Source organism: Corynebacterium appendicis CIP 107643, assembly GCF_030408415.1.
In the GTDB taxonomy this organism is placed as follows: Bacteria; Actinomycetota; Actinomycetes; order Mycobacteriales; family Mycobacteriaceae; genus Corynebacterium; species Corynebacterium appendicis.
This window is the reverse complement of the sequence record NZ_CP046976.1, coordinates 811568-837302: the sequence shown is the minus strand read 5'-3', so window position 1 is coordinate 837302 and position 25735 is coordinate 811568. Positions and strand designations below refer to the sequence as shown.

At 62.3% G+C, this 25735-nt stretch carries 23 protein-coding genes and 2 pseudogenes; 15 read left to right on the top strand and 10 right to left on the bottom strand.

Going from position 1 to position 25735, the window contains the following annotated elements:
- The first annotated feature begins 183 nt into the window (after nucleotides 1–183).
- From CAPP_RS04265 to CAPP_RS04255, 3 genes are all read left to right on the top strand, one after another.
- On the top strand, nucleotides 184–639 hold the full coding sequence (locus CAPP_RS04265) for a hypothetical protein (RefSeq protein ID WP_143313925.1): 456 nt from the start codon (nucleotides 184–186) through the stop codon (nucleotides 637–639).
- Nucleotides 640–1117: 478 nt separating this feature from the next.
- A protein-coding gene (locus CAPP_RS04260; protein ID WP_143313948.1) for an IS3 family transposase occupies nucleotides 1118–2367 on the top strand; the annotation gives its coding sequence in 2 pieces (ribosomal slippage) (nucleotides 1118–1445 and nucleotides 1445–2367; 1251 coding nt in all).
- Between the two features lie 42 nt (nucleotides 2368–2409).
- The gene (locus tag CAPP_RS04255; protein ID WP_076600007.1) at nucleotides 2410–3105 is read left to right on the top strand and encodes a hypothetical protein; all 696 of its coding nucleotides are present in this window, start codon (nucleotides 2410–2412) and stop codon (nucleotides 3103–3105) included.
- Here CAPP_RS04255 and CAPP_RS04250 read toward each other — a convergent pair.
- Complete coding sequence (locus CAPP_RS04250; RefSeq protein WP_076600006.1) at nucleotides 3086–3394, bottom strand: HigA family addiction module antitoxin; 309 nt, start codon at nucleotides 3392–3394, stop codon at nucleotides 3086–3088. The genes CAPP_RS04255 and CAPP_RS04250 overlap by 20 nt on opposite strands.
- Before the next feature lie 403 nt (nucleotides 3395–3797).
- On the opposite strand from CAPP_RS04250, the gene cmtR reads away from it, so the two are divergent.
- Both cmtR and CAPP_RS04240 read left to right on the top strand, forming a co-directional pair.
- A complete protein-coding gene (gene cmtR, locus CAPP_RS04245) occupies nucleotides 3798–4157 on the top strand; it encodes a Cd(II)/Pb(II)-sensing metalloregulatory transcriptional regulator CmtR (protein ID WP_076600005.1) in 360 nt (119 codons plus the stop codon).
- Complete coding sequence (locus CAPP_RS04240; protein WP_076600004.1) at nucleotides 4154–6046, top strand: heavy metal translocating P-type ATPase; 1893 nt, start codon at nucleotides 4154–4156, stop codon at nucleotides 6044–6046. The genes cmtR and CAPP_RS04240 overlap by 4 nt, the downstream gene beginning before the upstream one ends.
- A gap of 336 nt (nucleotides 6047–6382) precedes the next feature.
- On the opposite strand, the gene CAPP_RS04235 is transcribed toward CAPP_RS04240, so the two are convergent.
- Together CAPP_RS04235 and CAPP_RS04230 are read right to left on the bottom strand one after the other, a co-directional pair.
- The gene (locus CAPP_RS04235; RefSeq protein ID WP_076600003.1) at nucleotides 6383–7351 is read right to left on the bottom strand and encodes an NAD(P)-binding domain-containing protein; all 969 of its coding nucleotides are present in this window, start codon (nucleotides 7349–7351) and stop codon (nucleotides 6383–6385) included.
- On the bottom strand, nucleotides 7344–7490 hold the full coding sequence (locus tag CAPP_RS04230) for a hypothetical protein (protein ID WP_159437748.1): 147 nt from the start codon (nucleotides 7488–7490) through the stop codon (nucleotides 7344–7346). The genes CAPP_RS04235 and CAPP_RS04230 overlap by 8 nt, the downstream gene beginning before the upstream one ends.
- 118 nt (nucleotides 7491–7608) lie before the next feature.
- Between CAPP_RS04230 and CAPP_RS04225 the strand changes: the two genes are divergently transcribed.
- Both CAPP_RS04225 and CAPP_RS04220 read left to right on the top strand, forming a co-directional pair.
- Nucleotides 7609–8199, top strand: coding sequence for a putative glycolipid-binding domain-containing protein (locus tag CAPP_RS04225; RefSeq protein WP_084560788.1), 591 nt, complete (start codon nucleotides 7609–7611; stop codon nucleotides 8197–8199).
- A 51-nt stretch (nucleotides 8200–8250) separates the two neighbouring features.
- On the top strand, nucleotides 8251–8793 hold the full coding sequence (locus CAPP_RS04220) for a DUF488 domain-containing protein (protein WP_076600002.1): 543 nt from the start codon (nucleotides 8251–8253) through the stop codon (nucleotides 8791–8793).
- A 3-nt stretch (nucleotides 8794–8796) separates the two neighbouring features.
- On the opposite strand, the gene CAPP_RS04215 is transcribed toward CAPP_RS04220, so the two are convergent.
- Together CAPP_RS04215 and CAPP_RS04210 are read right to left on the bottom strand one after the other, a co-directional pair.
- On the bottom strand, nucleotides 8797–9531 hold the full coding sequence (locus CAPP_RS04215; protein WP_076600001.1) for an SCO1664 family protein: 735 nt from the start codon (nucleotides 9529–9531) through the stop codon (nucleotides 8797–8799).
- On the bottom strand, nucleotides 9528–10070 hold the full coding sequence (locus CAPP_RS04210) for a histidine phosphatase family protein (RefSeq protein WP_076600008.1): 543 nt from the start codon (nucleotides 10068–10070) through the stop codon (nucleotides 9528–9530). The genes CAPP_RS04215 and CAPP_RS04210 overlap by 4 nt, the downstream gene beginning before the upstream one ends.
- A 58-nt stretch (nucleotides 10071–10128) precedes the next feature.
- Between CAPP_RS04210 and CAPP_RS04205 the strand changes: the two genes are divergently transcribed.
- From CAPP_RS04205 to CAPP_RS11200, 3 genes and pseudogenes are all read left to right on the top strand, one after another.
- Nucleotides 10129–11523, top strand: coding sequence for a MoxR family ATPase (locus tag CAPP_RS04205; protein ID WP_076600000.1), 1395 nt, complete (start codon nucleotides 10129–10131; stop codon nucleotides 11521–11523).
- Complete coding sequence (locus CAPP_RS04200) at nucleotides 11516–13435, top strand: vWA domain-containing protein (RefSeq protein ID WP_076599999.1); 1920 nt, start codon at nucleotides 11516–11518, stop codon at nucleotides 13433–13435. The genes CAPP_RS04205 and CAPP_RS04200 overlap by 8 nt, the downstream gene beginning before the upstream one ends.
- Before the next feature lie 425 nt (nucleotides 13436–13860).
- Nucleotides 13861–14401, top strand: a pseudogene (locus CAPP_RS11200) (DUF488 domain-containing protein).
- A 396-nt stretch (nucleotides 14402–14797) separates the two neighbouring features.
- Here CAPP_RS11200 and CAPP_RS04180 read toward each other — a convergent pair.
- Nucleotides 14798–18484, bottom strand: coding sequence for a hypothetical protein (locus CAPP_RS04180; RefSeq protein WP_143313940.1), 3687 nt, complete (start codon nucleotides 18482–18484; stop codon nucleotides 14798–14800).
- Between the two features lie 656 nt (nucleotides 18485–19140).
- On the opposite strand from CAPP_RS04180, the gene CAPP_RS04175 reads away from it, so the two are divergent.
- The 3 genes and pseudogenes from CAPP_RS04175 to CAPP_RS11195 form a co-directional block, all read left to right on the top strand.
- Nucleotides 19141–19392, top strand: a complete 252-nt coding sequence (locus CAPP_RS04175; RefSeq protein ID WP_234959008.1) for a helix-turn-helix domain-containing protein — start codon at nucleotides 19141–19143, stop codon at nucleotides 19390–19392.
- A 90-nt stretch (nucleotides 19393–19482) separates the two neighbouring features.
- Nucleotides 19483–20825 (top strand): IS3 family transposase gene (locus CAPP_RS04170; protein ID WP_290173257.1). Its coding sequence is split into 2 segments (ribosomal slippage): nucleotides 19483–19924 and nucleotides 19924–20825, totalling 1344 coding nucleotides; the frame shifts between segments, so codons are not numbered across the junction.
- A 256-nt stretch (nucleotides 20826–21081) separates the two neighbouring features.
- Nucleotides 21082–21327, top strand: a pseudogene (locus tag CAPP_RS11195) (LLM class flavin-dependent oxidoreductase); the annotation flags it as partial.
- A gap of 46 nt (nucleotides 21328–21373) precedes the next feature.
- Here the strand turns inward: CAPP_RS11195 and CAPP_RS04160 are convergent.
- The gene (locus tag CAPP_RS04160; RefSeq protein ID WP_076599670.1) at nucleotides 21374–21763 is read right to left on the bottom strand and encodes a heavy metal-responsive transcriptional regulator; all 390 of its coding nucleotides are present in this window, start codon (nucleotides 21761–21763) and stop codon (nucleotides 21374–21376) included.
- A 98-nt stretch (nucleotides 21764–21861) separates the two neighbouring features.
- On the opposite strand from CAPP_RS04160, the gene merA reads away from it, so the two are divergent.
- Both merA and merT read left to right on the top strand, forming a co-directional pair.
- Complete coding sequence (merA, locus tag CAPP_RS04155) at nucleotides 21862–23283, top strand: mercury(II) reductase (RefSeq protein WP_076599671.1); 1422 nt, start codon at nucleotides 21862–21864, stop codon at nucleotides 23281–23283.
- 49 nt (nucleotides 23284–23332) lie between these two features.
- On the top strand, nucleotides 23333–23635 hold the full coding sequence (gene merT, locus CAPP_RS11320) for a mercuric ion transporter MerT (protein ID WP_076599712.1): 303 nt from the start codon (nucleotides 23333–23335) through the stop codon (nucleotides 23633–23635).
- 18 nt (nucleotides 23636–23653) lie between these two features.
- Here the strand turns inward: merT and CAPP_RS04150 are convergent, their stop codons facing one another.
- The 3 genes from CAPP_RS04150 to CAPP_RS04140 form a co-directional block, all read right to left on the bottom strand.
- Entirely contained in the window at nucleotides 23654–24553 is a 900-nt protein-coding gene (locus CAPP_RS04150; protein WP_234958953.1) for a hypothetical protein, read from the bottom strand.
- Nucleotides 24554–24782: 229 nt separating this feature from the next.
- On the bottom strand, nucleotides 24783–25457 hold the full coding sequence (locus CAPP_RS04145) for a relaxase/mobilization nuclease domain-containing protein (protein ID WP_234958955.1): 675 nt from the start codon (nucleotides 25455–25457) through the stop codon (nucleotides 24783–24785).
- Between the two features lie 84 nt (nucleotides 25458–25541).
- Nucleotides 25542–25727, bottom strand: coding sequence for a hypothetical protein (locus CAPP_RS04140; protein ID WP_234958957.1), 186 nt, complete (start codon nucleotides 25725–25727; stop codon nucleotides 25542–25544).
- Between the last annotated feature and the right edge of the window lie 8 nt (nucleotides 25728–25735).

Below are 25735 nucleotides of genomic sequence, written 5' to 3'. Positions count from 1 at the left end.
GGAGCACGAGCCCGTTCGCCATCTACTAATCGCATTTTACCAGTCTAATTTGCATCAAATTCTGACTATGAACTGGCTCGTCGTGCTCATCGTTTTGGCACCCTTCATCGCATTCGCCGTGGCGTTCGTACTTGTCTATATCGCCGAAGACGTGACGGAGAAGCCGCACCCTGATTCGGGTCAATGGGGTCCGCCGCCGGTGTTCCGGGGCAGTCCACGCGTCGTCGCGCTCGCCCACGCTTTGTATCCACGTCTGTTCGGAACGATGTTCACCATCACGACGACACCTTCGAGCGTGGTGATCCAAACCCGCCGGGACAATATTGTCAGAGAATTCGCCATGGCACCGAACAAGGACCGAATTCGACCAGCAAATTCACCTCCGGTTTCATGGGCACGGCTTTTAGGGCCGACCTGCATTGGGAGGTGTGGCGCGACGAACGTGGCAAATGGGTCAAACGCAAAAAGAGCGGACCGAACCTGGATCTGGAGATCCGCAAAGCAATGAAAGAAACCGGGGTGAAAATCGCGCCGTTCAGATTCAAGGAGCAGGACCTCGGCACACAGATCGGATGCGTCTTCGGTGCTCTCGGACTGTCAATGCCGTTGGTGATTCTTTTCGTTGCGCTGGTTCTATGACGCGCCGCTTTTGAGCGGCTGTTGAGGCCTGTGCGCGCGCCGGCCACCCGCACTATGCGATGTGCACTATGCGATCGTGTCTTTCGGCGAAATCCGACCTGGGCTTTTACGCATTGCATAGGGGACATCGCATAGTGCGGGCAGCGTCTGGCTGAGACGTGCACACATCGGCCTGCCGAAGATCATCGAACAGACAGGCGTCCAGCACCGCGAGTGAGAGACCAACTTGTGTCGCATCCAAAGTGGCAGCGGCCGCATACGAGCAGGCAACAAGGACTCTGCATAAGATGGCTAGGACAATCGTCGAAGGGGACTGACATGGGATTTTTCTCCAACCTATTCAAATCTGGCGCTAAAAAGACTGGCCATGTGCTCCAACCATGGTCCGGCACACCAGCAGTCAACGATGGACCTGACCCCTTGGTGGTGGACACGCTGAAACCAGCATCTCGCTGGGAAAGTGAGGTACCTTTCCACCATGCCACGCAAGACCTACACCGAGCAGTTCAAGCGTGACGCAGTGTCGTTGTACGAGTCGACCCCCGGAGCCACGATCAACGCGATCGCCTCCGATCTCGGGGTCAACCGCAACTCCCTGCGCACCTGGCTCGACGCCTTCGGCACCGGCACCAAAACCAACGCCAACGGTGAAAAAGTCGCCAGCCCGATCGCCGCAGCCAACAGCGAACGCTCCCCGGCTGAAGGACTCTCCGATGCCGAGCGGATCCGCGTGTTGGAACGCGAGAACGTCAAGCTCCGGGAGGAACGAGAGATCCTGCGCAAGGCGGCCAAATATTTCGCGGAAGAGACGAACTGGTGAACCGCTTTCAGTTCGTTGATGACCACCGAGACTTCTACGAGGTCAAGCGGTTATGTGAGGTCCTGAAGGTCAACCGGTCCTCGTATTACAAATGGAAATCTGCTGCTCCTGCCCGCCGGCGACGCCTCGTCGCTGACGCGGCGCTGGGAGCGAGGATCAAGGCCGTGTTCACGGCCGAGAACGGCTGTTACGGGGCGAAACGTGTGACTGCGGCCATCAACGCCGATCCCGCCAACGACCGGGGCAATAGTGACCGTCTCAATCACAAGCACACTGCCAGGTTGATGCGGCAGATGGGCCTTTTCGGCTACACCAGGAAACGCCGGGTGAAGACCACCGTGTCCGCGAAACGTGCGCCTAAATTCCCTGACCTTCTGAAACGCCGGTTCACCGCGGAGAAACCGAACAAGGTCTACGTCGGCGATATCACGTACCTGCCGATCGCGGACGGGTCGAATATGTACCTGGCCACGGTCATCGACTGCTATTCGCGGCAGTTGACCGGTTTCGCGATCGCCGACCACATGCGCACCGAGTTGGTCGAAGCAGCCCTCACGATGGCTCACGGGGTCCGAGGTAGCCTTGACGGGGCGATTTTTCACTCGGATCACGGCAGTGTCTATACCTCTGAGCAGTACCGGAGGTTATGTGAGCGGTTCGGTGTCACCCAGTCGATGGGTACGATCGGGACGAGCGCGGACAACTCGTTGGCGGAGTCGTTCAACGCCTCGTTGAAGCGGGAAGTCCTGAAGGACGAGCCTGTTTTCGCCAGTCAGCTGGTGTGTCGCCGGGACGTGTTCCAGTGGTGCATCCGGTACAACACCCAACGGTTGCACTCGTGGTGTGGCTACCGCTCGCCGAACGCCTTTGAAGCCGCCGAATCAGCTACACTTACTATCGCATCTTGATTAAATCCCCGTGTCCACTTTCCGGGGTTCGGGCCCGGTCTCGTGCTTCCAGGTGGGTTCACACGAACTCTCTATGTTTACGACGACTCCCCTTTCCAATCCGCTTCCGAAGGCGACTCCATTTATGTCGAGTTCTTCCCCGGCGAAGCGGTGCTGCGCAGCAAGAAATCTGGTGCAACCGTGGACACGCGGCAGGAGAATGCCGTGTGCTACTTGCACCGTGGACAGCCGGTCGGTGTCACGTTCAGCTCGAACGCGGACCTCAAACTCGCCCATGAGAAAGGCATTCGTCTTATTGCCAAAGCCATCGTGGGAAAGCCTCTTGCTGACCACGGCGGTATCCGCGGTTTGACGCTTCACCTTCCCGAGGGATACGACACCACCCGGAAGATGATCCAGAGTTACGAGTTCTACCAGCAGGTTCCGCAAGAAGCAGAGCGAATCTCCTTCAACGAATGGGACGAAGAGGACTTCGCGCAACTCTCAGATCGCGAGCACTGGGCATTCAAAAACGCCCGCCTTGACTACCTTCCCGTCCCGGCTAGTTCGTCCGCGAAACCCCATATTCAAGCGAGTTCCGAAGACGGCACGAAAATCTTCCGTCTCACTGCGCGAAATAATGCCTACCGCCCCATCGCCGCTGCTCTAGAGTCAAGCGAGAATTTCGCAGTGCTGGCTGACCGCCGCATCGCAAGCAACGGCATCACCGGCTACGAGATCACGCTGATGCATTGGTAAGAGGATGCACCTGTTCGATCTCGGCGAGGATCTTGTCCACTGCCACGGCCAGGTCGTACTGGGACTGCAACCCGAGCCAGAACTGCGGGCTCACCGCGAAAAACTTCGCCAAACATAGGGCTTGGTCAGCGGTGACAGCGCGCTTGCCATGAACGATCTCATTGATCCGGCGAGGGGGAACGCCGATAGAAACAGCAAGCTTGTGCTGCGTAATCCCCATCTCCTTGAGAAAATCCTCCATGAGGATCTCGCCGGGATGAACCGGAGGGAGCTTGTCAGTGGTAGTCAACGATCTCAACCTCTTCTTGCCCCGTGGCGGACCACCGAAAACAGATCCGCCTCTGGTGAATAACGTACCGCGTTAAACGTTGAACTTGAACTCGACGGTATGTAGTTGCAAAGTTACTTTCTCGTTAGCCTGCAACAATCAGAAAACAGTAATTGCGTCAGTACACAGAGAACATATGGGCGCATGGAAACACGTAAAGCTTTTGCGGGATGGCGTGGACGTCAACGTGAAGATTCTGGAGAACCTCGCCGCCCACGTCGCTCCCGCGTTGGGTGGCAGCCAAACCACAAAGGATCAGTCATCTGCTACCCCATCGACTAATTCCTGCAGGTCGCAGGACCTTCGCATAACCGTCAGTTCAGTGCATGTTGAATAGTTCAGTGAATACTGTATAGTTCAGCACATGCTGACTATTGCTTCACGCCTCGACGTCATGAACCGGCTCGGCCGGGCTATGGCCGATCCGACGCGCTCCCGAATCCTGATGACCCTACTCGACGGCCCGAGCTACCCAGCCGTGCTTGCGCGCGACCTTGACCTGACCCGCTCGAACGTCTCGAACCACCTGACCTGCTTGCGCGACTGCGGCATCATCGTCGCCGAGCCAGAGGGCCGCAAAACTCGCTACGAAATCGCCGATCCGCACCTCGCGGCAGCGCTCGACGCACTGGTGAACGCAACGTTGGCTGTCGACGAAAACGCCCCGTGCATCGACCCTGAGTGCTCGGTGCCCGGCTGCGGTGAAAAGGGGGCGGACGCATGAGCTCGGCGTGTGGATGCGAACACGAAACCGCCACGGAGATTGAAGAGCTCGATCGGCCATGGTGGAAGGACCCCGAGTTGCTACTGCCGATCTTCTCCGGCGTAGCCCTCTGCATAGGCCTGGCGCTGGACTGGTCCGGGCTGGAGACACCCGCGACGATACTGTTCTGGGTCGGTCTGCTGCTAGGCGCATACACGTTCGCGCCTGGAGCGATCCGGAACCTTGTCACGAAGCGCAAGCTAGGCATTGGCTTGTTGATGACGATCAGCGCGGTCGGCGCGGTGATCCTCGGCTTCGTCGGAGAGGCCGCGGCGCTAGCGTTCCTGTACTCGATCGCTGAGGCGCTGGAGGACAAGGCAATGGACCGGGCCCAGGGCGGACTGCGGGCACTGTTGAAGTTGGTGCCGCAGACCGCAACGGTGCTGCGCGACGGCACGGCGGTCGAGGTCGTAGCGAAAGACCTCGTGGTTGGCGAGCTGATGCTCGTGCGCCCCGGCGAGCGGATCGCCACGGACGGCATCATTCGGTCCGGGCGCTCCAGCCTTGACACCTCAGCGATCACTGGAGAATCCATTCCGGATGAGGTCGCGCCCGGTGACGAGGTGCCCGCGGGAGCGATCAACTCCGCCGGTTCGCTGGAGGTCGAGACGACCGCAGCTGGAACGGACAACTCGCTGACCACACTCGTGGACCTGGTCGAGCAGGCGCAGGCGGAAAAGGGCGACCGCGCCCGGATCGCCGACAGGATTGCCCAGCCCCTAGTGCCCGGGGTGATGATCCTGGCGGTGCTGGTCGGCGTGATCGGCTCGCTGCTGGGCGACCCCGAGACGTGGATCACCCGAGCGTTGGTGGTCCTGGTCGCCGCGTCGCCGTGCGCGCTGGCAATCTCCGTGCCGCTGACAGTCGTGGCCGCGATCGGCGCGGCCAGCCAGTTTGGCGTGGTCATCAAGTCCGGCGCGGCATTCGAGCGGCTCGGCGGCATCCGTCACCTAACGGTGGACAAGACCGGCACCCTCACCCGCAACCAGCCCGAGGTTACCGGCGTGGCCCCGGCAGACGGATTCAATCGGGCGCAGGTGCTTGCTTTCGCGGCGGCAGTTGAGCAGCAATCGACGCACCCCCTCGCCGCGGCGATCGCGGCAGCGGGGCCCGAAGCGCCCGCTGCCTTGGACATCAGCGAGGAAGCCGGGCATGGCATCGGCGGCACCGTCGAAGGTCGACGGGTGCTGGTGGGCAGCCCCCGGTGGATCGACGCCGGGCCACTGAAGGCCGATGTTGAGCGCATGGAGTCCGAGGGGCAGACCTGCGTCCTGGTCACCGTCGATGACGCCCTTGCCGGGGCGATCGGGGTCCGCGACGAGCTGCGGCCCGAGGTGCCCGAAGCCGTGCAGACCCTGCACGCCAATGACGTGGAAGTGAGCATGCTCACCGGTGACAACACTCGCACCGCCCGGGCACTGGCTGAAATCGCCGGAATCGACGACGTGCGCGCCGAGCTGCGCCCGGAGGACAAGGCGAGCATCGTAGCCGAACTCTCCTCCAAGACGCCGACGGCGATGATCGGCGACGGCATCAACGACGCTCCGGCACTGGCGGGCGCAACGGTGGGCATCGCGATGGGAGCGACTGGCTCCGACGCCGCGATCGAGTCCGCTGACGTCGCCTTCACCGGCCACGACCTCCGGCTGATCCCGCAGGCGCTGCAGCACGCCCGCCGAGGCAGCAGGATCATCAACCAGAACATCGTGCTGTCTCTGGCCATCATCATCGTGTTGATGCCGCTGGCGATCAGCGGCGTGCTGGGCTTGGCGGCCGTCGTGTTGGTCCACGAGGTCGCCGAAGTCATCGTGATCTTGAACGGCCTGCGGGCCGCGCAAGCGAAGCGCTGAGGCTTTGATCGGCAAGTCTGATAGGGATTCAACCACACGCCGAGCGGACACACCTTGGACCAGACACGTCATTCGGGTTCACGGTCTGCCCCCGTGGAATCGGGATCGTACTCGGCCACCTGGCCCTTCTCGATGCGTGCGGGCACGGGAGCTGTGAGCGAGCCACCGCCCGGCACGTCCCCCTAGCCGGTTACGGGCCTCCGAGCGCTCCGGGTCTCCAACGCGGACCGTGGAAGGATCGAACTGCTCAGCGACCAAGCGTCACTGCAAGACTCTTTCCGCCCCGCAACTTGAATAGTTCAGCGGTCTTGATACCGCGGACATTCATTCGGAGTGCTACCGAGCTTCATCGACACGGCCCGCGACTATCTGGGCAGTGTGTTTGGCAAAGGGCCCCACACCCATCAGCGTTGCCGAGCCGTCGCCGGTCCAGTTGCCGTAACCGACTAGATGCAGATTCCCCACTTCAGGTTCGCGGCCGCGCATGAGGTGGCGGAATGGGCCGAGGGCCGGACGAAAACCAGTGCACCAGATCAGGTGGTCGTGGTCGAGCTCGCTCAAGCTATCGAAGATGGGGGTAGCGGTGAGCTGACCGGAGTTGCGGAGCTCACGTAGATGAGGAAGCGCAACAATGTCCCCGAGGTTCGGGCCGGGATCGCCGCCGAGAATCCGGCGGCGGCTGTTGAGAAAGAGATCGCGGCCATCGATGTCGTCAGGCATCCAGCGCGGTTGCTCACGTGTGTACCATGTGACCTCCGACGTCCCGATGAGATCCGCGGCGATCTGAGCACCCGAATTCGCCCCACCGACCACCGCGACCTTCGCACCGCGGAATGGTTCCGGCCCGGGGTAGATCGACGAGTGCCACTGGCGGCCGCGGAAGGTGCCGGGATAGTGGGGCACGAAAGGCGCGGACCACGTGCCTGTGGCCGCGACAACGTGCTCCGCTGTGAACTGACCCGCAGACGTGTCCAGATGAAACACCCCACCATCACAAGACACGCTGCGGACGTGTACGGGGCGCCTAACTGGGATGTCGTAGCGCTGTTCGTAGTGTTCCAGGTAGTCGATGACATGGTGTGCCGGCGGATACCCCGGGTAGTGCGGCATAGGCCAGCCGGGCAGATTAGAGAACCCCGCGGCAGAGAAAAGCGTCAGCGAAGGCCATGCGTGCAACCATGCTCCGCCAGCTTCTTCCTGGTTGTCCAGGACCAGGAAATCCACTTTGAAGCGCCGCAGATAATAGGCCGTGGCTAAACCGGACTGGCCACCGCCGACGACGATGGCAGTGTGGTGCTCAGTCATTGGAGAGCACCGCCATTGCACCCGTAGGGACCTCAAGCGCCGCCTGACGGTCATTCTGGCGCGGGCCACCGCACGCAGGCGGGACAACACCGGCGGAGGCCACAATCTCCGCCACCATTCTGATGGACAAGCGCTTCATGCCCGCGAGTGTAGCCAGCGTCCCCCGAAAAACTGCAGAACCCGCAACACTCTTCTCGGGCCCAGTTGCAGTCGACTACCCGCTTTCCCATGCGCGGTCTCTCGATAGACTAACCACCATGGAACGTAGCTACAGGTGGGTGCACATCGACAACCCCGTCATCCAGAACGAGGCTACGGTTCGGTTTGACGGAGCCGGTTTATCGGCCACCGGAGTACAACACGGAGAGGGTTACCAGGCAACCTGGGCACTAGAGGCCACGGAGAACTGGGTCACCCAAAATGTGACGGTGAACGTTGAAGGCGATGGTTGGGAGCGGAGCCTCAAACTCGTCAGGTCCGAGCAGGTCGTATGGTCGTCGCAGACCAAAGAAGAGGGGACCCCGCCAACAAATCTGCCCTCCCCCGGAATTGTTCGTTCAGCAGACCTGGAAGACGCGCTGGATTGCGACCTCGGCCTTTGCCCGCTCACGAACACGATGCCCATTCGCCGCTTGGGGCTTTTGGAAGCTCAGGTTCCTAAGACGCAACTCATCATGGCCTGGATTGATATGCCATCGCTAGAAGTGATCGCTTCGGACCAGTACTACAGCTCAATCGACTCTAAGACAGTCCGCTACGCAAGTGGAACACGTGGAGTCGATGTCGAATTAGAAGTGGACAGTGACGGAGTGGTCGTACATTACCCCGATCTCGCCCAGCGGGTCTGATTTAGGCGGCTCCGCTCAAGAGCACCTCGGGTTCGGGGTACGGTGGCACCCATGCGCATCTTCACCGTCGGCCACTCCAACCTTGAATTCGACGAGTTCGTGCGCATGCTTCAGGCAGCCGGGGTCGCGGCAGTCGTCGATGTGCGCAAGCTGACCGGTTCACGGAAGTACCCGTGGTTCAACGACGACGCCCTCAGCCAGCACCTCCCCGAGCACGGCATCGACTACATGAAGAACGAGGGTCTGGCGGGGCGGCGCAACGTATCCAAGACGATCCCGTTCGAGGTCAACGCCAACTGGCAAAACCGCAGCTTCCACAACTACGCCGACCACGCCCTGGGTGAAGAATTCTCAACAGCATTGGAGAAACTGCGCCAGCACGCCGCTCACACGCCGACCGCCATCATGTGTTCCGAGGCGGTGTGGTGGCGCTGCCACCGCCGCATCATCGCCGACCACCTCCTCGCCCACGGGGACAAGGTGGAGCACGTGATGGGGTTGGGGGCCGAAGGTGCGTCGATACGCAAAGCAACGCTTAACGACGGCGCCGTGGTCGGCGACGACCTCCTCGTGCGCTACCCCGCGCGGGAGTAGCGCCTACACCAGGGGCCAGGGGTAAGGAAACTCGGACTGGGGCTCGGGCAACCACGGCAGGCGCACGATGCGCGAGGCGCGCGATTTCAACGCCGCCACCTCTTCCGGTGACAACAACGACGCCACCTCCTCCGGCACCTCCCCCGCGAGCGGCTCGACCGCATCCACCAGCTCGGATGGGATCGCCTCGTGCCCGAAGTCCCAGATCACGGTGCGCAACTTCGGATCATGGTGAAAGCACAGTCCCTGGTCGATGCCCCACACGTGGTCAACGCCGTTAGCGTTTTGCGAGCGGGCGAGCAAAACGTGGCCCGATTTACGGTCCGTGTTATTCACCAATAAGTCGAAAACAGCCATGCGCAGTAACTGGGGATGCAGGTCGGGGCGGGTCTCGTACAGCGGGAAATAGTGGGAGCCGTCGTTGTCCACGTAGTACTGCAACGACCCGACACCGAGCGGGCCCACCTCGCGCACCACCGTGGGCGGCACGATGTCCCAGCCCAGCCACGCGCTGAGCAGGTACGCAGCCCGCTCGCGCCGCCACAGCCCCACCGGGAAATCGTGGAGGTAACGCTCCCCCGCCTCAGGCTTGAAGATGCCCCAGCAGTAGTCCTCTCGGCCACTGTCGCGAGCAAGCGTGAGGTCCACAACCACCGTGAGGTTCGAGGACTCCGCGAGCTGGCCTACGAAACCGACCTCGCCGTGTTGAAGCAGTTCAAGCAGCTCATTCGCGGTCACAGCTCAAGCTCCGACACCGAACACGGTTCCGCCGGGATCTGCTGGAACGCGCCCCACCCCCGTCCCGTGAAATGCGCCAACGCCGCCTTGATCGGGTCGGCGTGGGTGAAGCAGGCCACCGCCTCGCCCGGGTGCCGCGCCGCGATCGTGCGCACGCAACCTACTACGCGGTGTTGCATCTCCACGAACGACTCACCGCCAGGGAAGCGGAACTCCCCAGGCCGCCTCAGCACGACCTGCCACTCGGGCAACGTGGCAAGGTCGGCCAAGGATTCGCCGGTCCATGTGCCGAAATCCGCTTCCAGCAGGCCGTCGTCAAGCACGAGCTCTTTTTGGAACCGTTCGCAGGTGGGTAAGGCAGTCTCCCGAGCGCGCTCGAGCGGTGAGGAGTACACCGCGTCCACGCTGGCGAGTTGCTGGGCCACAGCCGCAGCTTGCATGCACCCCCTCTCCGAAAGGTGCAACCCCGGCGCGCGCCCAGGAAGGATTTTGCCGGTCGTCGGGGTCTCGCCGTGGCGAATGAGGTAGATGGTGGCCATGAAGGGATGATAAGCCATCGCGGATACCCACCCAGGAAACACGCGTACCCTGGCCGGCATGACTGAAGCGCCCAACTCCTGGCCATCCATCACCACCCTCGGCGAGCTCAAGGCCGCCGGCTACACCTACAAGACCGTGCGCGAAGAGATGCGCGACAACCTCATCGCCATACTGCGCGCCGGCGAAAACCCGTGGCCCGGCCTCCACGGCCTCGAGCACACCGTGTTGCCGCAGGTCGAGCGCGCCATCATCGCCGGCCACGACATCGTGCTGCTCGGCGAGCGCGGCCAGGGCAAGACCCGCCTGCTTCGCACGCTTCCTTTGCTTCTCGACGCCTTTGTGCCCGCCGTCGAAGGATCCGAGCTGCGCGAACACCCCCTGAACCCGGTGACGGACGCCACGAAGCGCCGCGTCAAGGATGAAGGGGACGCGCTGCCCATCGTTTGGATCCCGCGCGAGGCCCGCTACTCCGAGAAGCTGGCAACCCCGGACACCTCCGTGGCGGATCTGATCGGCGACGTGGACCCGATGCGCGTGGCCGAAGGCCGCCGCCTGGGCGACCCGGAGACCATCCACTACGGCCTCATCCCGCGCTCCAACCGCGGCATCGTGGCCATCAACGAACTGCCGGACTTGGCGGAGCGCATCCAGGTGGCCATGCTCAACGTAATGGAGGAAGCCGACATCCAGATCCGCGGCTACATGCTGCGCCTGCCGCTGGACGTGCTAGTGGTGGCGTCGGCGAACCCGGAGGACTACACGAACCGCGGGCGCATCATCACCCCGCTCAAGGACCGCTTCGGCGCTGAGATCCGCACCCACTACCCCGTCGAGCTGGACGACGAGATCCGCGTCATCGAGCAGGAATCACAGCTCACGGCCAATGTTCCGCAAACCATTATGGAAGCCCTCGCCCGGTTCACCCGCGCGCTGCGCGAATCCGACGCGGTGAACCAGCGTGCCGGCGTCTCGGCCCGCTTCGCCGTCGCCGGCGCCGAGACAGTCGCAGCCTCCGCTGCCCGCCGCGCCGCCATTACCGGGGAGGCCCCGGTCGCGCGCCTAGTGGACCTGGAGGCCGCCGTCGACGTGCTCGGCGGCAAGGTGGAGTTCGAGCACGGCGAGGAAGGCCGCGTGTGGGACATCCTCGAGTACCTGCTGCGCAACTCCGTGGCTCAAGCTCTTCGCCCCCGGATCAAGGGACTCGACTTCACCCCGCTGATCGAGGCGCTCGACGGCTCCACCTTCATCACCACTGGAGAAAACATTACGGCGGCAGAATTCCTCAACGGCCTGCCCCAGCTCGAAGGCACGCTTTACGAAGACATTGCTTCGACATTCAACGCCGAGAGCGAGGGCGAGCGCGCTAGTGCCATCGAGCTCGCGGTGGAGGCACTCTACCTCACCCAAAAGATTTCGAAGGACTCCGGCGAAGGTGAGAGCATCTATGGCTAAGCAACGCAGGTACCGCAGGTACACCCCGGGCCCGGATCCACTCGCCCCACCGCCCGACCTGACCAAGGCGGTGCGCGCCATTGCCGACGACGTCATGTATGGCTACTCCACCGAGCAGGCCATGCGCGAGTATCTGCGCCGCGAGGGCTACGACGACTTCCTGCGCCAAATCGCGGAGCGCCGCAAGGAGCTGCTGCACAAGACCAACCTCGGGGGCACGCTCCAGGAAGCGAAGAAGCTTCTCGACGAAGCGGTGCTCGCCGAACGCGGCCAACTCGCCCGCGATGTGGATATGGACGATCTCGACCGCACAATGCGGGAGATGACACTCGACAACCTGCCCGTCTCCCCCGCGGCGGCGGTGACTGAACTGAACGGCTACGACTGGGCTTCCTCAGAAGCGCGCGAGAAGTACCAGCAGATCAAAGACCTCATCGGCCGCGAACTCTTAGACCAGCGCTTCGCCGGCATGAAAGAGGCGCTGGAAGGTGCCACCGATGAAGATCGCGCATCCGTCGCCGAGATGCTTCGCGATCTCAACGTGCTGTTGGGCAAGCATCGCGCCGGCATGGCCACGGAGCAGGACTTTCAGGATTTCATGGCCAAGCACGGGGATCAGTTTCCAGAGAACCCCCGCAACATCGAGGAGTTGGTGGAGCTACTTGCGCAGCGATCGGCGGCAGCCCAGCGCTTGCTCAACTCCATGACGCCCGATCAGCGCGCCGAACTCATGCAGCTCGCGGCCGAAGCCTTCGGCTCGGAGGAGCTGATGAACCTCGTTGGCGAGCTGGATGCGAACCTGCGCGGCATCCGCCCCGACCTGGACTGGACCGGGTCCGAATCGTTCGACGGCGACGAGGCATCAGGCGGCATGGGCCTGGGCGAAGCCACCCGCGCGATGCGCGACCTCGGGCGCCTCGACGAGCTCGCCGCCACCCTCGGAGGTGAACGCCCCGGAGACATTGACTTGGACGAGGTCGCCGACCTCTTAGGCGCTGACACCGCCACCAGCGCTAAACATCTGCGCGACTTGGAGAAAGCGTTGCGCGACTCCGGATTGCTGAACAAGGGCGAGTCCGGGTCGCTGCAGCTATCCCCGAAAGCGCTGCGCATGCTGGGCAAAGAGCTGCTGAAGGGCGCGACCTCCCAGTTATCCCGCGGCCAGCGCGATTCCCGCCTCGCCGGTCAGCAGGGCGAACCCACCGGTGGCACCCGCCCTTGGGAGTTCGGCGACACTCAGGCGTGGGACACCACCCGGACCATCACGAACGCGCTCCAGCGCAGCGCCGCCAGCGGCGAGCCGTTCGCGATCACCGTGAACGACATCGAAGTGGTCGAAACCGAAGCGCGTACGAAAAACGCCGTTGCACTCCTTGTGGACACCTCCTTTTCCATGGCGATGGAAGGCCGCTGGACGCCGATGAAGCAGACCGCGCTAGCGCTGAGCCACCTCATCACCACTCAGTTCCGCAGCGACGAGCTCGCGCTGATCGGTTTCGGCCTCTACGCGCAGACGCTGACGATCGAAGAACTCACCGCCCTGCCGCCGATGCAGGAAAAGGGCACCAACCTGCAGCACGCGCTGCTTCTCGCTAACGAGTTCTTCAACCGCCACGCCAACTACGACCCGACGCTTCTCATCGTCACCGACGGCGAGCCGACCTCTATCCTGACCGAATGGGGCGAGGCCTACTTCAACTGGCCGACCGACCGCATCACGCTCGCGCGCACAGTCGATGCGCTTGACACGGTGACCAAACGCGGGACGAAGATCACCTTCTTCCGCCTCGGGGATGATCCAGGGCTTGTTTCGCTTATCGATGCCCTCGCCAACCGCACCGGCGCCAACGTCGTCGCACCCGACCTCAACGAACTCGGAGGCGCTGTGGTGGGAGAGTACCTCCGCTGGTAACAGCGTTAAACGCTAAACGTTGAATTCGAACTCCACGGCGTGTCGGCGCAAAGAAACCTTCTCATTCGTGAATAGCAGCTAAAACCACCACACCCGGTTATGTGCGGCAAAGATAGAGTGCACACCAGGTAGCCTCAGCCCCCGCTCATCGTGCAGCAGCGTCCTTTAACAAGACGTACATGGGATTCGCCCCACATACGGTTAATTCAGGCTTTCGATGTCGCCCAAGCGATCCGTTGAAACTTAACCGAACGGTCCGTGCGGAACGCTCGGCCGTAAATAGGATTGATGCCGCGCAAAGGCGGGCGCGAATGCATTAAACGTCCTCCCTGCTACCCCCGCGTTCTACCGGTCCGAGTACCTGCCGGTGCACGATACCTGGACGCCGATGTGGGTGTAACCGCTTGGCGCGTAGCATTGGCGACATGCGCATTTTCACCGTGGGCCACTCCAACCTCGAGTTCGAGGACTTCGCTGAAATGATCAAGGCTGCCGGTGTGGCATCCATCGTGGATGTGCGCAAGCTGCCCGGGTCCAGGAAGTACCCGTGGTTCAACGGCGACCACCTTGCCGAACACCTTCCAACATGTGGCATCACTTACAGCAGAAGCGAGGCCTCTCCGGGCGGCGCAACGTGTCCCACTCGGTGCCGTTTGAGGTTAACGGCAACTGGCGTAACCGCAGCTTCCACAATTACGCCAACCATGCGCTGGGCGAGGAGTTCTCGGACGCGATCTCGCAGCTACGGGCGAACGCCGCCGAAACCCCCACCGCGATCATGTGCGCAGAGGCGGTGTGGTGGCGCTGCCACCGGCGTATCATCGCGGCCACCTCATCGCCCACGGTGACGAGGTTGGCCACATTATGGGCCTGGGTGCAGCCGGGGCGAAGGTGAGCGAGGCAACGCTCAACGACGGCGCAGTCATCGGCTACGATCTCCTCGTGCGCTACCCCGAGCGGGGCTAGCGCGTATACCAGAGGCCAGGGGGTGCGGAAACTCGGACTACGACTCAGTCAGCCACGGCATCCTCCTCGGCCTGACCTCAGGCGCGACCTACGCCTTGTATTCATGGAGCGCCCGCCACCTTATGAGCAGCAGCATCGGAGGCACACCAGCGGATAGCACGCTCAAACGAGCTTTAGGTTAGGAAATCTGAACCGCTCAATCTAAGAAGACCACCGGTAGCCCCGGTAGTGCCCCAAAGCGTCGAATCGAAAAACGTGCTACCGACTTGCCACGGCCCTAGACGTTGAACTTGAAGTCCACCACATTCCATATCCTTATAACGTCTCGAGCGATGTGCATACACACTCCAGCTCACAGTGTCCTGCAAACTCGCTGTGTGACGCGATTTATGCCGCTCAGTGCAGCCCGCGCCGGAAACGTTCTGCGTCCTCCTCGTTCCGTCGTGCGTCGTTTTCGTACGAGACAGCGATTCTCCTAAACAAACCAGCCACTCGAGGCGCGATGTCGGCGAATGCTTGGGCCTTGACTCGATAGTCCGCAGCAAGCCTGAGCTCCTGCTCGCCGCCGTCTTCCAAGCCGCGACTAGTAACTCCACGACTATTAAGGATATAGAGGTACAAGCCGGTCTCAATGTGATCAAGCTGCACTTCTTCAATGAGATCCCGCACGACGTTGCCCGGCCAGGTGCCGTCAGCGTCTGGTGGGGTGTGGCCGAGAACCTGGCCAATCTGCTGCAGGCCGACCTCGGTCCGGCCTCGTTCAGCCAGGAGCTCCATAGCTCGATCAAGCCAGGCTCGAAGCACCTCGGCATTCATGACGCCATCGACGAGGCCGTGCGGTGTGTCCCATGCATTGAGTAAGCGGTACGCATTGGTTGCCAGGGAAGCGTCGTGTTGTTCTTCGCCAGCCGGGTCCTCGGCGCCTTCTTCGTCCTCACCGCTCGGCCGGGCACGGTAAACAGTGCACACGATCTCGACGAATTTTGCAGGGTCGGCAGCTAAGCTTTCGGATAGCGCTGGGACTCTCGCGTCATAACCGAGCGCCGGAAGGTACGACCACTGCAGTCGAACAAGGCAGCCAGGCTCAAGGTGCTCGCGCATAGCTTCGAGGTAGGCGAAGAGCCGCTGAAAATCATAGGACGATAGATCGCGAGCAGCGGCAGATGGAGTTTGATCTGCCAGGAGCCCGTCCAGTGCTCGCACAATGAGTTTCGCTACCTGGGGACGCGGACCGTCCTTGTCGATGTGGGTGTACATGCTCATGAGATGTACAACGTCGGCGTGGCGGCCAACTTGGATCAAGTGCTCAGCAATCTCGTCGATCTTGTCAATGTCTTGCCCCAAGCCGATTGTCTGGAATGCCCTCCAGTACCGGGCCTCAAGATCCGGGTCCGTATCAACCAGAGCCCATACCTCCGCGAGGTTGTCGCGCGCGACAAGCAGGAGTCGAACACGTTGATCGACCGTAAGATCGCTCTGTTCAAGGAAGTCTGTGATCAGAGCGAAACCTTCTAGGGAATAGCGAGTCGAGAAATACGACATCGCGGTGCTGGCGAGATCCTGGTCGGCAGACGTCAACCAACCGAGCAACTCATCATCGTGCGACGAGCCGATTTTCGCCAAGGCGATACCAACGGCCCCCGGCACCGACGCGTCTCGTGCCAGTCTCGTGATGGCGTCAAAACCGCCCTCGGCCTCGATCTTCTCTACGGCTTGGACGCGTCGGCGCCCGAACTCACGTTCAAAGGCTTCATAATCATCTTGTTTGTGAGCGCCGATATACGGAGTCCATGATTGAAAGAGTCCGATCAGTCGGACATACGCAGACCTCGGCTGGTAGCGCGCTGCCAGTGCGTCGAGCTTGCCGAGTTCCTCGTCGGGAAGTGTCCAGGCAGCATCCGGAAACTTGCGGTGACGGCCGATGAGGTCCACCAGGGTTCGCCACACCGCTTCTCGAAAGTCAGCCGTAAACTGCGGCTGGTCGGCCATCGATTCGAGAGCATCCACCACTCGCGCTCGGTCTGCTGGTGGTAACTCTGCCGTGTGAGAAAGGATCGTTGACCAGCGCTGCGCATCCTGACCAGAATCTTCGATGCAACGCTCTACCGCGGCGGTCGTCATCTTCCAGAATTCGCCGTATGTCACAGATAGTTTGTCCGGCCTCCAAGTTCGGAACGCAGGTGTACTAATCGGGAAATGTGTCCCGTGCCCCTCAGGAAGCATGCTGCACTCCAACTTCCAGGCGACGCCAGGGCGTCTTCGGCGCAACGTGTCGAGGACAATAAGTCGCCGGTCAGGATCGACAGAGCTATCTGGATGCCACGGGCGGAATATTGCAGCCAAAGAGGCCGCGGGACGGTTAGCAAGCCGACCACCCGGATCGATCTCGTCAAGGCGTGCCAGGAGATCGACAGCACGTCCGAAATGATCAGAGGACCAGGACACGCACTCGAGCGCCCACAGCAGATTGCTGTGGGGAGTTCCGCCCGAGAAGATTCCCGATTCGTCGGCGTTGTCCTGGAACATGGTGGCCAATAGAGGGGCATCGCCCGCTGTTGCTGCACTGACCGCATCGAGGAAGGCGTCCGGCCCGGCCTCAGCGAGGAGGGGCAAGATGTCAGCTAGTGATTGCCACGCTCGCCCGGTATCATCTGTCGACGCCCATTCGAGTAGCTTCCCAACCAGATAGTTTGCGAAGTCTGACCCTGATACTCCACCCGACAAGACGACAGTTTCGCCGTACATTCCCAATAGAGCGAGCGACTGAGCGAGGCCGCGGCGGAGGTCACCGGAGTAGCGACGGGTTTTGCCATCAATCGATGCTCTCCACCGTTGATCCCGCGGTAGGTCGAGGGCCGGATCGTCCTCTGCGAAGACCCTCTCGACGATGGTCTCGAACCGCTTCATGTCATCGTGAGTCAGCTTCGGCACCAACAGCATCCAAGCATCCACCGGTGAGACAAGATGCCAAGCTTCGCCAGTGCGGATTACCAAAGGATCGGTAGGATTGTCGGCTATTCCTGTGATCGCCTCTCTAAACGACTCGTAGTCGGTTCCCGTGAGCGCCTCGAGGATCGAACGATCCCCTTCTGCATTGTCTCCCCAGGAGCCAGCCAACAGGATTGATCGGAAGTTTCGGGACGGACTCGCATCAGCCCAGGTCGGTCGATGCAGGACGGCCTTTACAGCCAAGTTTCGCCGCAGACCGGTCAAGCTTCGCCGTGCGAGCCTACCGAGCTCATCGGCCCTATCTCTATCTGTGACTCCGGCGCGCGTCAGCGCGACTGCTGCCTCAGCAGCATCCAACGCTGGAAGTGTGACGTCGGCACCTTCGTTGGAGACAACCGGCAGACAAAAGTTGTGCACAGTACCTGCGGGGATCTCGCTTGCCAACTCGGGCGTGCGAGGGACCAAGACGAGCGGTTGGGACGAGGTTGTCAACTGCCTCCATGTGGATATGTCGTCGACGAATGCGAGCCGTGCGAGCATCTGGCCGCTGCCCTGGTCATCAAGGTTGACGGCGATCGCAGCGATGAAGGCGCATACTTCCTCCATCGAGGCGCCAGCAATCGTAGTGACGGAGCCGGATGAACCAAGCCGGTCTTCAAGATCCTTGGCAGTGTCAGTTCGACCGGCGAGCACAACTTTCGGTATCAATGTTGGATTCGTTTGTGCTGCCCAATCTCGCCACCAGGTCAGACCGGTGCGAAGTCCGTATGGAGAAAGCCCCAGTTCTTCCGACAGCCACGCCCATGTAATTGGGGCGGCCTCAAGCCAGGTCTCGATATCATCAAGCCCGAAAGCCTTGACGTCTCTCCAGACCTGGTCGTTTCGCTTATTTGTAGCCCATTTGTCCCGTGCCGTCCAAGTGCGCAGGATCACTTCGATATACGTGCATTCAGCGGTCCGTGTGCCGTCTGGAGTGTCTGTTCGCTTAGAATAGTCCTCATCGGCCTTCTTGTTAGGGCTGGAATTAACCGACAGCTCCCATACCGACAAACCATCTGGAACCCAAGCCGTCGCTTCGGTTGCTCGAACAGAACCGTCCCAATCCCCTACTGCCACACCGTCGCCTGCGGGCATCCCTAGCTGGACCAACCCCGGTGTCGTTTCAAGGATGAGACGGCGAACCAGACGCGGGAGTTCAGACTCCGAATTACGAGTATCGGCCCAGTTCTTCAGCTTACCTCGGTCAATGTAGCCTGCTCTAGCCCTCACGGGATACGCCTCCAGTCGCGCAAGTTACTCCCCATAAACTAGGTCGCTCCAGATCCAGCTTTAGAGAGTTTAATGGATAAACGATTCCTTATACCTGAACGCGCAGCCCCAAATTGATCAATATCAGAAGAGTAATTACGGCAGAGCACTATATGTTGAACTGGACCACCACGTTTCACATAACTATAACTTCACAGCGCTCAGTCACGCTCTGGGCCGCTCATCCGTGTTATTCTGGCGTCACGTTGTGCTGGTGTGACTATCCTTCATCTACAGCATGACGGGAGTAATTGCCTGGGGCGTCATTGGATTGGACGTCTGGCGACAATGGTCGCCACTGGCCCGCGCGACGGAACGGGCTCGCCGAACACGCCTGAGGGGATGGACCCCGGGCCGGAGCGCCGATTGGCTCCGGTAGCGCCTTCTTGACGGAAGGAGAAACGCTACCGGGAGTTTCCATGGGCGCATTCGCCTTACCGTCACTAGAAGACGAGAAAACACTTGTTACCCTGCAGGATGCGGTGGCCGAAGGTTTCGGCGGCTACTCCACCCTCCGCAAGTACATCTCCGAGGGGTATCTGCGCGCCAGCAAAATCGGTGGGCGCATCAAGATCGAGAGGGCTGACCTCGAGGCCCTCAAACGCCCCACCGGCCGCCAGCCGACATTTGAGGATATCGAGTCGGCCGTGAGCCGCATCGCCGCCGCTGCTCCCCCGCTGAGTGATCAGCAGATCCACCGTCTCGCTCGGCCCCTGGGCGGTGGCCAGCAATGAGCGCAAATAAAAACCCCGCCAGCCTGGGTGAACTGCTCCCCATTAGTTGGACTGAGAAATCAGTTACCAACTAGTGAGGAGCAGTTTCCATTGAGAGCACGAAGTTCGCTGAGCGAACATCAGCGTGAGCAGCTGGTGGTGTGTTTCGAGCAAGGCATGAGCTACGGAACCGCTGCCAAGACTCTTGGTGTCTCCAAATACGCCGTCCGTACGCTGCGTCGTCGGTTTCAGCTGCATGGCAGGCTGTGTCTTGTGGAGAAACCGACAAAGCAGCAGTACTCGTTCGACATCAAGAAGGAAGTTGTCCAGCGCCACCTTGCCGGCGAGACAAAGATGGATCTTGCACGTGAGTTTGGCCTGTCGTCAGACCAGCTCGTCAAAGATTGGTCCTGGAAATGGCGCAAAGGCGGCGATGACGCGTTGAAGCCGAAGCCGAAGGGCAGACCCAAAGGCTCGGCCGCACCGAAGCGGCTTACAGAAGAAGACAAGCTGCGCCGTCAGATCGCGCGGCTGGAAGCGGAAAACGCTTATCTAAAAAAATTGCGGGACTTGAGGAATCAGGGACACGCCTGAAAGTCCAGGCGATCGTCATCCTCAAGTCGCACCACCGCTTGGAGCACCTCCTAGACGCCGCTGGCATCCCACGGTCGACGTTCTTCTACCACCAGAAACGACTCATCGAGCCAGATAAACATGCTGTGCTCAAAGACGCGATTCGGGAAAGCTTCGAACGCAACAAGCATCGCTATGGCTACCGGCGGGTGCTGCTGGACCTGCGTGACCAGGGCTGGGTGGTCAACCACAAACTCGTCTACAAACTCATGTGCGAGATGGGTCTTCGAGCCAAGATCCGCCAACGCAGGCCTTATGTTTCCTACGCTGGGACGATCAGCCACATCGCTGACAACACACTTGACCGCAAATTCACCCCGGATAAGCCAAACACCGTCTTTGTCAGCGACGTCACCGAGTTCAGGGTCCAAGGCCGCAAGGTGTATTTGTCACCGGTGATGGACTTGTTCGACCGCTCCATCGTCGCTCACACCGTTGCCACATCGCCGTCGACAGCGTTTACCACCGATTCTTTATCCAAGGCAATCGCGGCGTGTGCACCTGAACCCGGGTGGATGATGCACACCGATCAAGGCTTCCAGTACCAGCATTCCTCGTGGCGTGACCTGATCGGCGATAACGGTGGTGTTCAGTCGATGTCGCGTAAAGCCAACTGTTACGACAACGCGGTCATGGAGAACTTCTTTGGACACTTGAAGACAGAGATGTACCACGGTGAAGTCTTCGACACGGTCGCAGAGTTCAACCAAGCGATCGACGAGTACATCGGGTGGTACAACACCGAACGCGTCCAACAACGACTCAAGGGCCTGACCCCGATGCAATATCGGAATCAGACCCTTGAACCCCTAACAGCCTAGAATTAAACCAGTCCAACTTTCGGGGGCTAGTTCATGTATAGGGGGAGCTTGGCAGTGGTAGTCAAAATCTCCACCTCGCTCTCGATTCCACAGTCGTTCAGCGTCCTTGTCGGTGAACTACTGAGCTACGCTTCAAACAACCCCAATAACGCGAAGCGTCATTAACGCCCGGCGTTACACGTTGAACTTGAACTCCACGGCATCTCGTTGCAAAGTTACTCCCTCTCGTTAACACCATCAAAAGGAGTGTTATCCAATGAAAGCGTTCGGCTTCTTAAGCTTCGGGCATTACGCCTTCGGCAGCTAGCGCGGGCCATCTGCGGAAAAGATCGCCAAGACTCATCTGGAGATCACCCAGGCTGCGGACGAAATCGGCGTGAACAACGCGTCCTTCCGAGTCCACCACTTCGCGCTGCAGGCCTCCGCCCCGATGCCGCTGCTGTGTGCTGTCGCGGCCACCACCAAAAACATCGAGGTGGGCACCGGCGGCATCGACATGCGCTAGCGCATATCGGGGTTGTAGCGTTTGAGTCATTGACTCCCGTCGTCTACAAGTACCTACACACTTGATCGGGGCTGCACGTTTCAGGGTCCGGGTGCGCGGCGTCCTGTCTGAGGTCCGCGATAGTGTCGCGCAGCACGGAGAGCTGCGCGATCTGCTGCTCGATCTCAGCGAGGCGCACGTCAAGCAGGTCGCGCACGTGCTCGCAGGGCGCATGGCCGCCGTCGCGGATGTCGAGGATCTGGCGGATCTGGGCGAGGGTGAGGCCCGCGGCCTGGCCGCGGTGGACGAAGTCGATCCGAGCGACCATCTCGGGCGCATAGTCGCGGTATCCGGACGGCGTGCGCTCGGTCGGGGGCAGAAGGCCCTGTTCCTCGTAGAAGCGAAGGGTCTTCGCGGTAGTGCCCGCCCTCTCGGCGAGTTCTCCGATCCGCATTGCTGTCTCCCTCCGTGGCCGCGCTTGACCTTCCCCTGCACTGGAAGGTCCAGTATGGCTGAGACAGAGCAGAAAGCCAAGAGTTGACAGGAGCAGCGATGCCTACGAAGTACGATCTCGCCATCATCGGATCGGGAGGCGGCGCGTTCGCCGCTGCGATCCGCGCCAGCACACTCGGGAAGTCGGTGGTGATGATCGAGCGCGGGACGCTCGGCGGCACCTGCGTGAACACGGGCTGCGTCCCGTCGAAGGCGCTCATCGCCGCGGCCGGCGCGCGGCACGTCGCCGACGACGCCGCAACCCGGTTCCCCGGGATCGCGACGACGGCGGATCCCGTCGACATGCCCGCGCTGATCGCTGGGAAGCAAGCGTTGGTGGAGTCGCTGCGCGGCGAGAAGTACGCCGACGTCGCCGACTCCTACGGCTGGCAGGTCCTCCGCGGCGACGCCTCGTTCGTGGGCACCCCTGATGCGCCGGTTCTCGATGTTGCCGAAGCCGACGGAAGCGTCGAGACCATCGAGGCCCACCACTACCTGGTCGCGACTGGTTCTCGCCCGTGGGCACCGCCGATCGACGGCCTGGAGGAGACCGGTTACCTGACCTCGACCACGGCGATGGAGCTGACGGAGGTCCCCGAGTCGCTGCTGGTGCTCGGCGGCGGCTACGTCGCCCTGGAGCAGGCGCAGCTGTTCGCCCGCCTCGGCTCGCAGGTCACGCTGCTCGTGCGGTCCCGGCTCGTCTCGAAGGAGGAGCCGGAGGTGTCGAAGGCGCTCCAGGAGGTGTTCGCCGACGAAGGCATCCGCGTCGTCAGCCGCGCAGTGCCCACCCGGGTCTCCCGCGGCACGGGAGGCGAGACCGTCGTGACCGCCGCCGTGTCCGGCGGCTCGCAGGAGTTCCGCGTCGACCAGGTCCTGGTCGCCCTCGGACGCCGTCCTGTCACCGATGGCCTGAACCTCGATGCGGTCGGGGTGAATACCGGAGACTCCGGCGAGGTGGTCGTCTCCGACCGGCTGCAGTCCTCGAACCCGCGGATCTGGGCCGCGGGCGACGTGACCGGGCACCCCGAGTTCGTCTACGTCGCCGCCCACCACGGCACCCTCGTCGCCGAGAACGCGTTCGCCGACGCCGACCGGTCCGTCGATTACGCCCGCCTGCCGCGGGTGACGTTCACCGGGCCCGCGATCGGCGCGGTCGGGATGACCGAGAAGGACGTCCTCGCCGCGGGGATCCGCTGCGACTGCCGCGTCCTGCCCCTGCACCACGTGCCCCACGCCTTGGTGAACCGCGACACCCGCGGGTTCATCAAGATCGTCGTGAACGCCGAGACGAACGAGATCCTCGGCCTGACCGCCGTCGCGAAGGACGCCGGGGAGCTCGCCGCCGCAGGCGTCCACGTGCTCGGCAGGACCGTCGCCGAGGTCGCCGACGCCTGGGCCCCCTACCTGACCATGGCCGAGGGCATCCGGATCGCCGCGAAGGCCTTCACCACCGACCCGTCGCTGCTGTCGTGCTGCGCATGAACGGCAACGCAGGCAATCGGGGAGATCTCATCCTGAAGCGGTGCAGACGATGAGCGCCGATCTGGACCGCGACGAACGGCGCGCCGGTCCCGTCGTCGCTGCAGGGACCGGGCTGCTCTTGCTGGCATGCTGCGCGCTTCCGTTGCTGCTCTGCTGCGGCCTGCCGTTCATCGCGGCGGGCGGAGCACTCGCAGGCGTCGGTGGGCTCCTCGGTAACCCCTGGATCATCGGTGCTGGGACCGCCGTCGTGATGGCCGTCATGGCGGGGATGCTCGTCAGGCTACGGCGGCGGCACCGACGCCGCAGGTCCGGCTGCTGCGAAAATCCTTCGACCGCTGATCGGAACCGGTAGTTCGAGCGGATCCAGCGATCACTGCCACCTCGGCCACTTCGACATCTCGCGGCCCTTCCAGGTCTCCACGAGGCCAGCGACCCAGCGGACAGACGTGAAGAGGCCGTAGCCAGCCCCGGCGAGGCCCACACCGACCACGAGCCAACGCCCGATCCCGAGCCACAGGCTTCCGTCCACGTCCTGCGCCCACTGAACGCCCGTGATGAGCCCGGCGATGCCCATCCAGAGCCCAGCGATGACCACGGCCACCGGTAGGAGAGCAAGGCAGATGGCGGCGACGGCCGACCAGAGCTGTCGCGCCTCCAGCTTCGCAGTCGCGGCGATGATCCGCTCGGCCCGCGCGTTCGACGCGTCGAGGTTCGCGGTCATCGTGGCGGTGGCTTCCCCAGTGATCTGCTCGACGGCCTTCTCGACCCGCTCCTCGGTCCGCTTCTCGAACCGCTGGACCGCGCCACCGACCTGGCTCACGAGCTTCTGGTTCGCCGCGGCCTGCGCCTTCAGCCCCTCAATCGCCGAGGCCGTAGCCGCGCGATTCTTCTGCGCCTCCGCGACCAAGCTCCGCGACGCGGCGTTCAAGCTCTCGCCGTTGAGACTCTGCGCGAACTCGCCGAGCGTGCTCGCGATCTCGTTCTGCCTGCTCTCGATACTCGCGATCCTCGCGGACACGTCGCTGAAGGGCGAGGAGGTCGACGCCGGGGCCGTGATCCGCTCCAGCCGCCTCGTCGTCTCCTCGTCCATGACCTTCACGAACCCCGCGAGCTTCTTCTGCTGCTCGGTCAGCGTGGCGATCCTCGTATTCTGCGCCTCGACGGCGGCGAGGATCGAGGTCAACAGCTCCATCGTCTCCGGACTGCCGAGCGGCTGCGGCGACTGCACGGGCCCGTTCTGCTGCTTCAGCCTGTCGAGCGCTGCGCTCATGTTCCTGCTCCATCTGCTGCTGGTGGTAGTCGAAGAACGCCTGCGCGCCCTCCGGGGTGAAGTCCGCCGAGAGCGCGCTCGCGCGTTTGCGGCGATCGGCGCGGCCGGACTCGCCGCGGCGGTCCTCGATGTAGAGCGTCCAGGTCTCCTGCCCGGCGCGCTTGCCCTTCTTGCTGACGGGGCTGTGCAGCCGCATCCTCGGCACACGTTCCCCGGCGTCGTCGAGCTGCTAGTTCTGCTCCTCGATCACCGCTTCGAGACCGGCCTTGTCCACCACGCGGGGGTCGGCCAGTGCGGCGCTCATCCGGTCACCCATCTCGCGGTCGAGCCCGCCCTCCGCGAAGTCCTCGCGGTCGAGCCCGCCCTCCGCGAAGTCCTCGCGGCGCAGCTCCCAGTCCTTCGGCGCGTGCTCCAGCCGCTTCACGACCGAGAGCCCGTGCTCTCGCATCAGCTCGTCGTTCGCCGACTGCACGCCCCGCTGGTTCCCGGCCTTGCGATCGTGGAACGTCCGGTAGTCTGAGAGCGCCTTTCCGGTCCGGTTGCTGTGATTGATGACCAAGATGTGGTTATGCGGCTTTCTGCCCCGGCCATCCACGTGACTGACCACGAGGCAGTCCGAGTCGGGGTGCATCCTCTTCGCGAGCTGATAGCCGAGATCGTTCACCCGCTGCACGTGCTCCGGGTTCTTCGGGTCGAACTCCTCGTCGCTGAAAGACTGCCGGTAATGCAGCGCCTCGACCTCGCGCGTAGTGTTCTGCGTGAGCGCCCGTGCGCGCGCCGAGAATGCGCCAGGGCCTCCCGGCACTTCGCACGTGATCGCGACGCCCCGCTCGTCCTCCTTCCCGCGGATATAGTGCTCGGTGTCGGCGGCGCTGGTGCTCGGGCTGTAGTGGGTGGTGCTCATGCGACCGTCCGATCCCCGAGCAAGGCGCGGACCTCGCGCAGCAGCTCGATCAGCTCGGGCACCTCCGACGACAGCGCCACCGCCTCACCGGCGCGCGCGGCGATCCAAGTCGTTGACGTTGATCGCCAGCGGGCGCACCTGGGCAGCCGGCTCACGAGCGTCCGCCGACGCCTGCACACGCGCCTCGACCCCGAGCAGGTCCGCCGCCACGGCGGCGTCCAACTCCTCCGAGCGGGAGGCGTGGAGGGCATCGCGTACGACGGTCCGCACCCACGTGC

Coding starts and splice junctions, on each gene's coding strand:
- CAPP_RS04265 (WP_143313925.1), top strand. CDS start 184: ATGGGGTCCGCCGCCGGTGTTCCGGGGCAGTCCACGCGTCGTCGCGCT.
- cmtR (WP_076600005.1), top strand. CDS start 3,798: ATGCTGACTATTGCTTCACGCCTCGACGTCATGAACCGGCTCGGCCGG.
- CAPP_RS04240 (WP_076600004.1), top strand. CDS start 4,154: ATGAGCTCGGCGTGTGGATGCGAACACGAAACCGCCACGGAGATTGAA.
- CAPP_RS04235 (WP_076600003.1), bottom strand. CDS start 7,351: ATGACTGAGCACCACACTGCCATCGTCGTCGGCGGTGGCCAGTCCGGT.
- CAPP_RS04230 (WP_159437748.1), bottom strand. CDS start 7,490: ATGAAGCGCTTGTCCATCAGAATGGTGGCGGAGATTGTGGCCTCCGCC.
- CAPP_RS04225 (WP_084560788.1), top strand. CDS start 7,609: ATGGAACGTAGCTACAGGTGGGTGCACATCGACAACCCCGTCATCCAG.
- CAPP_RS04220 (WP_076600002.1), top strand. CDS start 8,251: ATGCGCATCTTCACCGTCGGCCACTCCAACCTTGAATTCGACGAGTTC.
- CAPP_RS04210 (WP_076600008.1), bottom strand. CDS start 10,070: ATGGCCACCATCTACCTCATTCGCCACGGCGAGACCCCGACGACCGGC.
- CAPP_RS04205 (WP_076600000.1), top strand. CDS start 10,129: ATGACTGAAGCGCCCAACTCCTGGCCATCCATCACCACCCTCGGCGAG.
- CAPP_RS04200 (WP_076599999.1), top strand. CDS start 11,516: ATGGCTAAGCAACGCAGGTACCGCAGGTACACCCCGGGCCCGGATCCA.
- CAPP_RS04180 (WP_143313940.1), bottom strand. CDS start 18,484: ATGCCCGCAGGCGACGGTGTGGCAGTAGGGGATTGGGACGGTTCTGTT.
- CAPP_RS04160 (WP_076599670.1), bottom strand. CDS start 21,763: ATGCGGATCGGAGAACTCGCCGAGAGGGCGGGCACTACCGCGAAGACC.
- merA (WP_076599671.1), top strand. CDS start 21,862: ATGCCTACGAAGTACGATCTCGCCATCATCGGATCGGGAGGCGGCGCG.
- merT (WP_076599712.1), top strand. CDS start 23,333: ATGAGCGCCGATCTGGACCGCGACGAACGGCGCGCCGGTCCCGTCGTC.
- CAPP_RS04150 (WP_234958953.1), bottom strand. CDS start 24,553: ATGAGCGCAGCGCTCGACAGGCTGAAGCAGCAGAACGGGCCCGTGCAG.
- CAPP_RS04145 (WP_234958955.1), bottom strand. CDS start 25,457: ATGAGCACCACCCACTACAGCCCGAGCACCAGCGCCGCCGACACCGAG.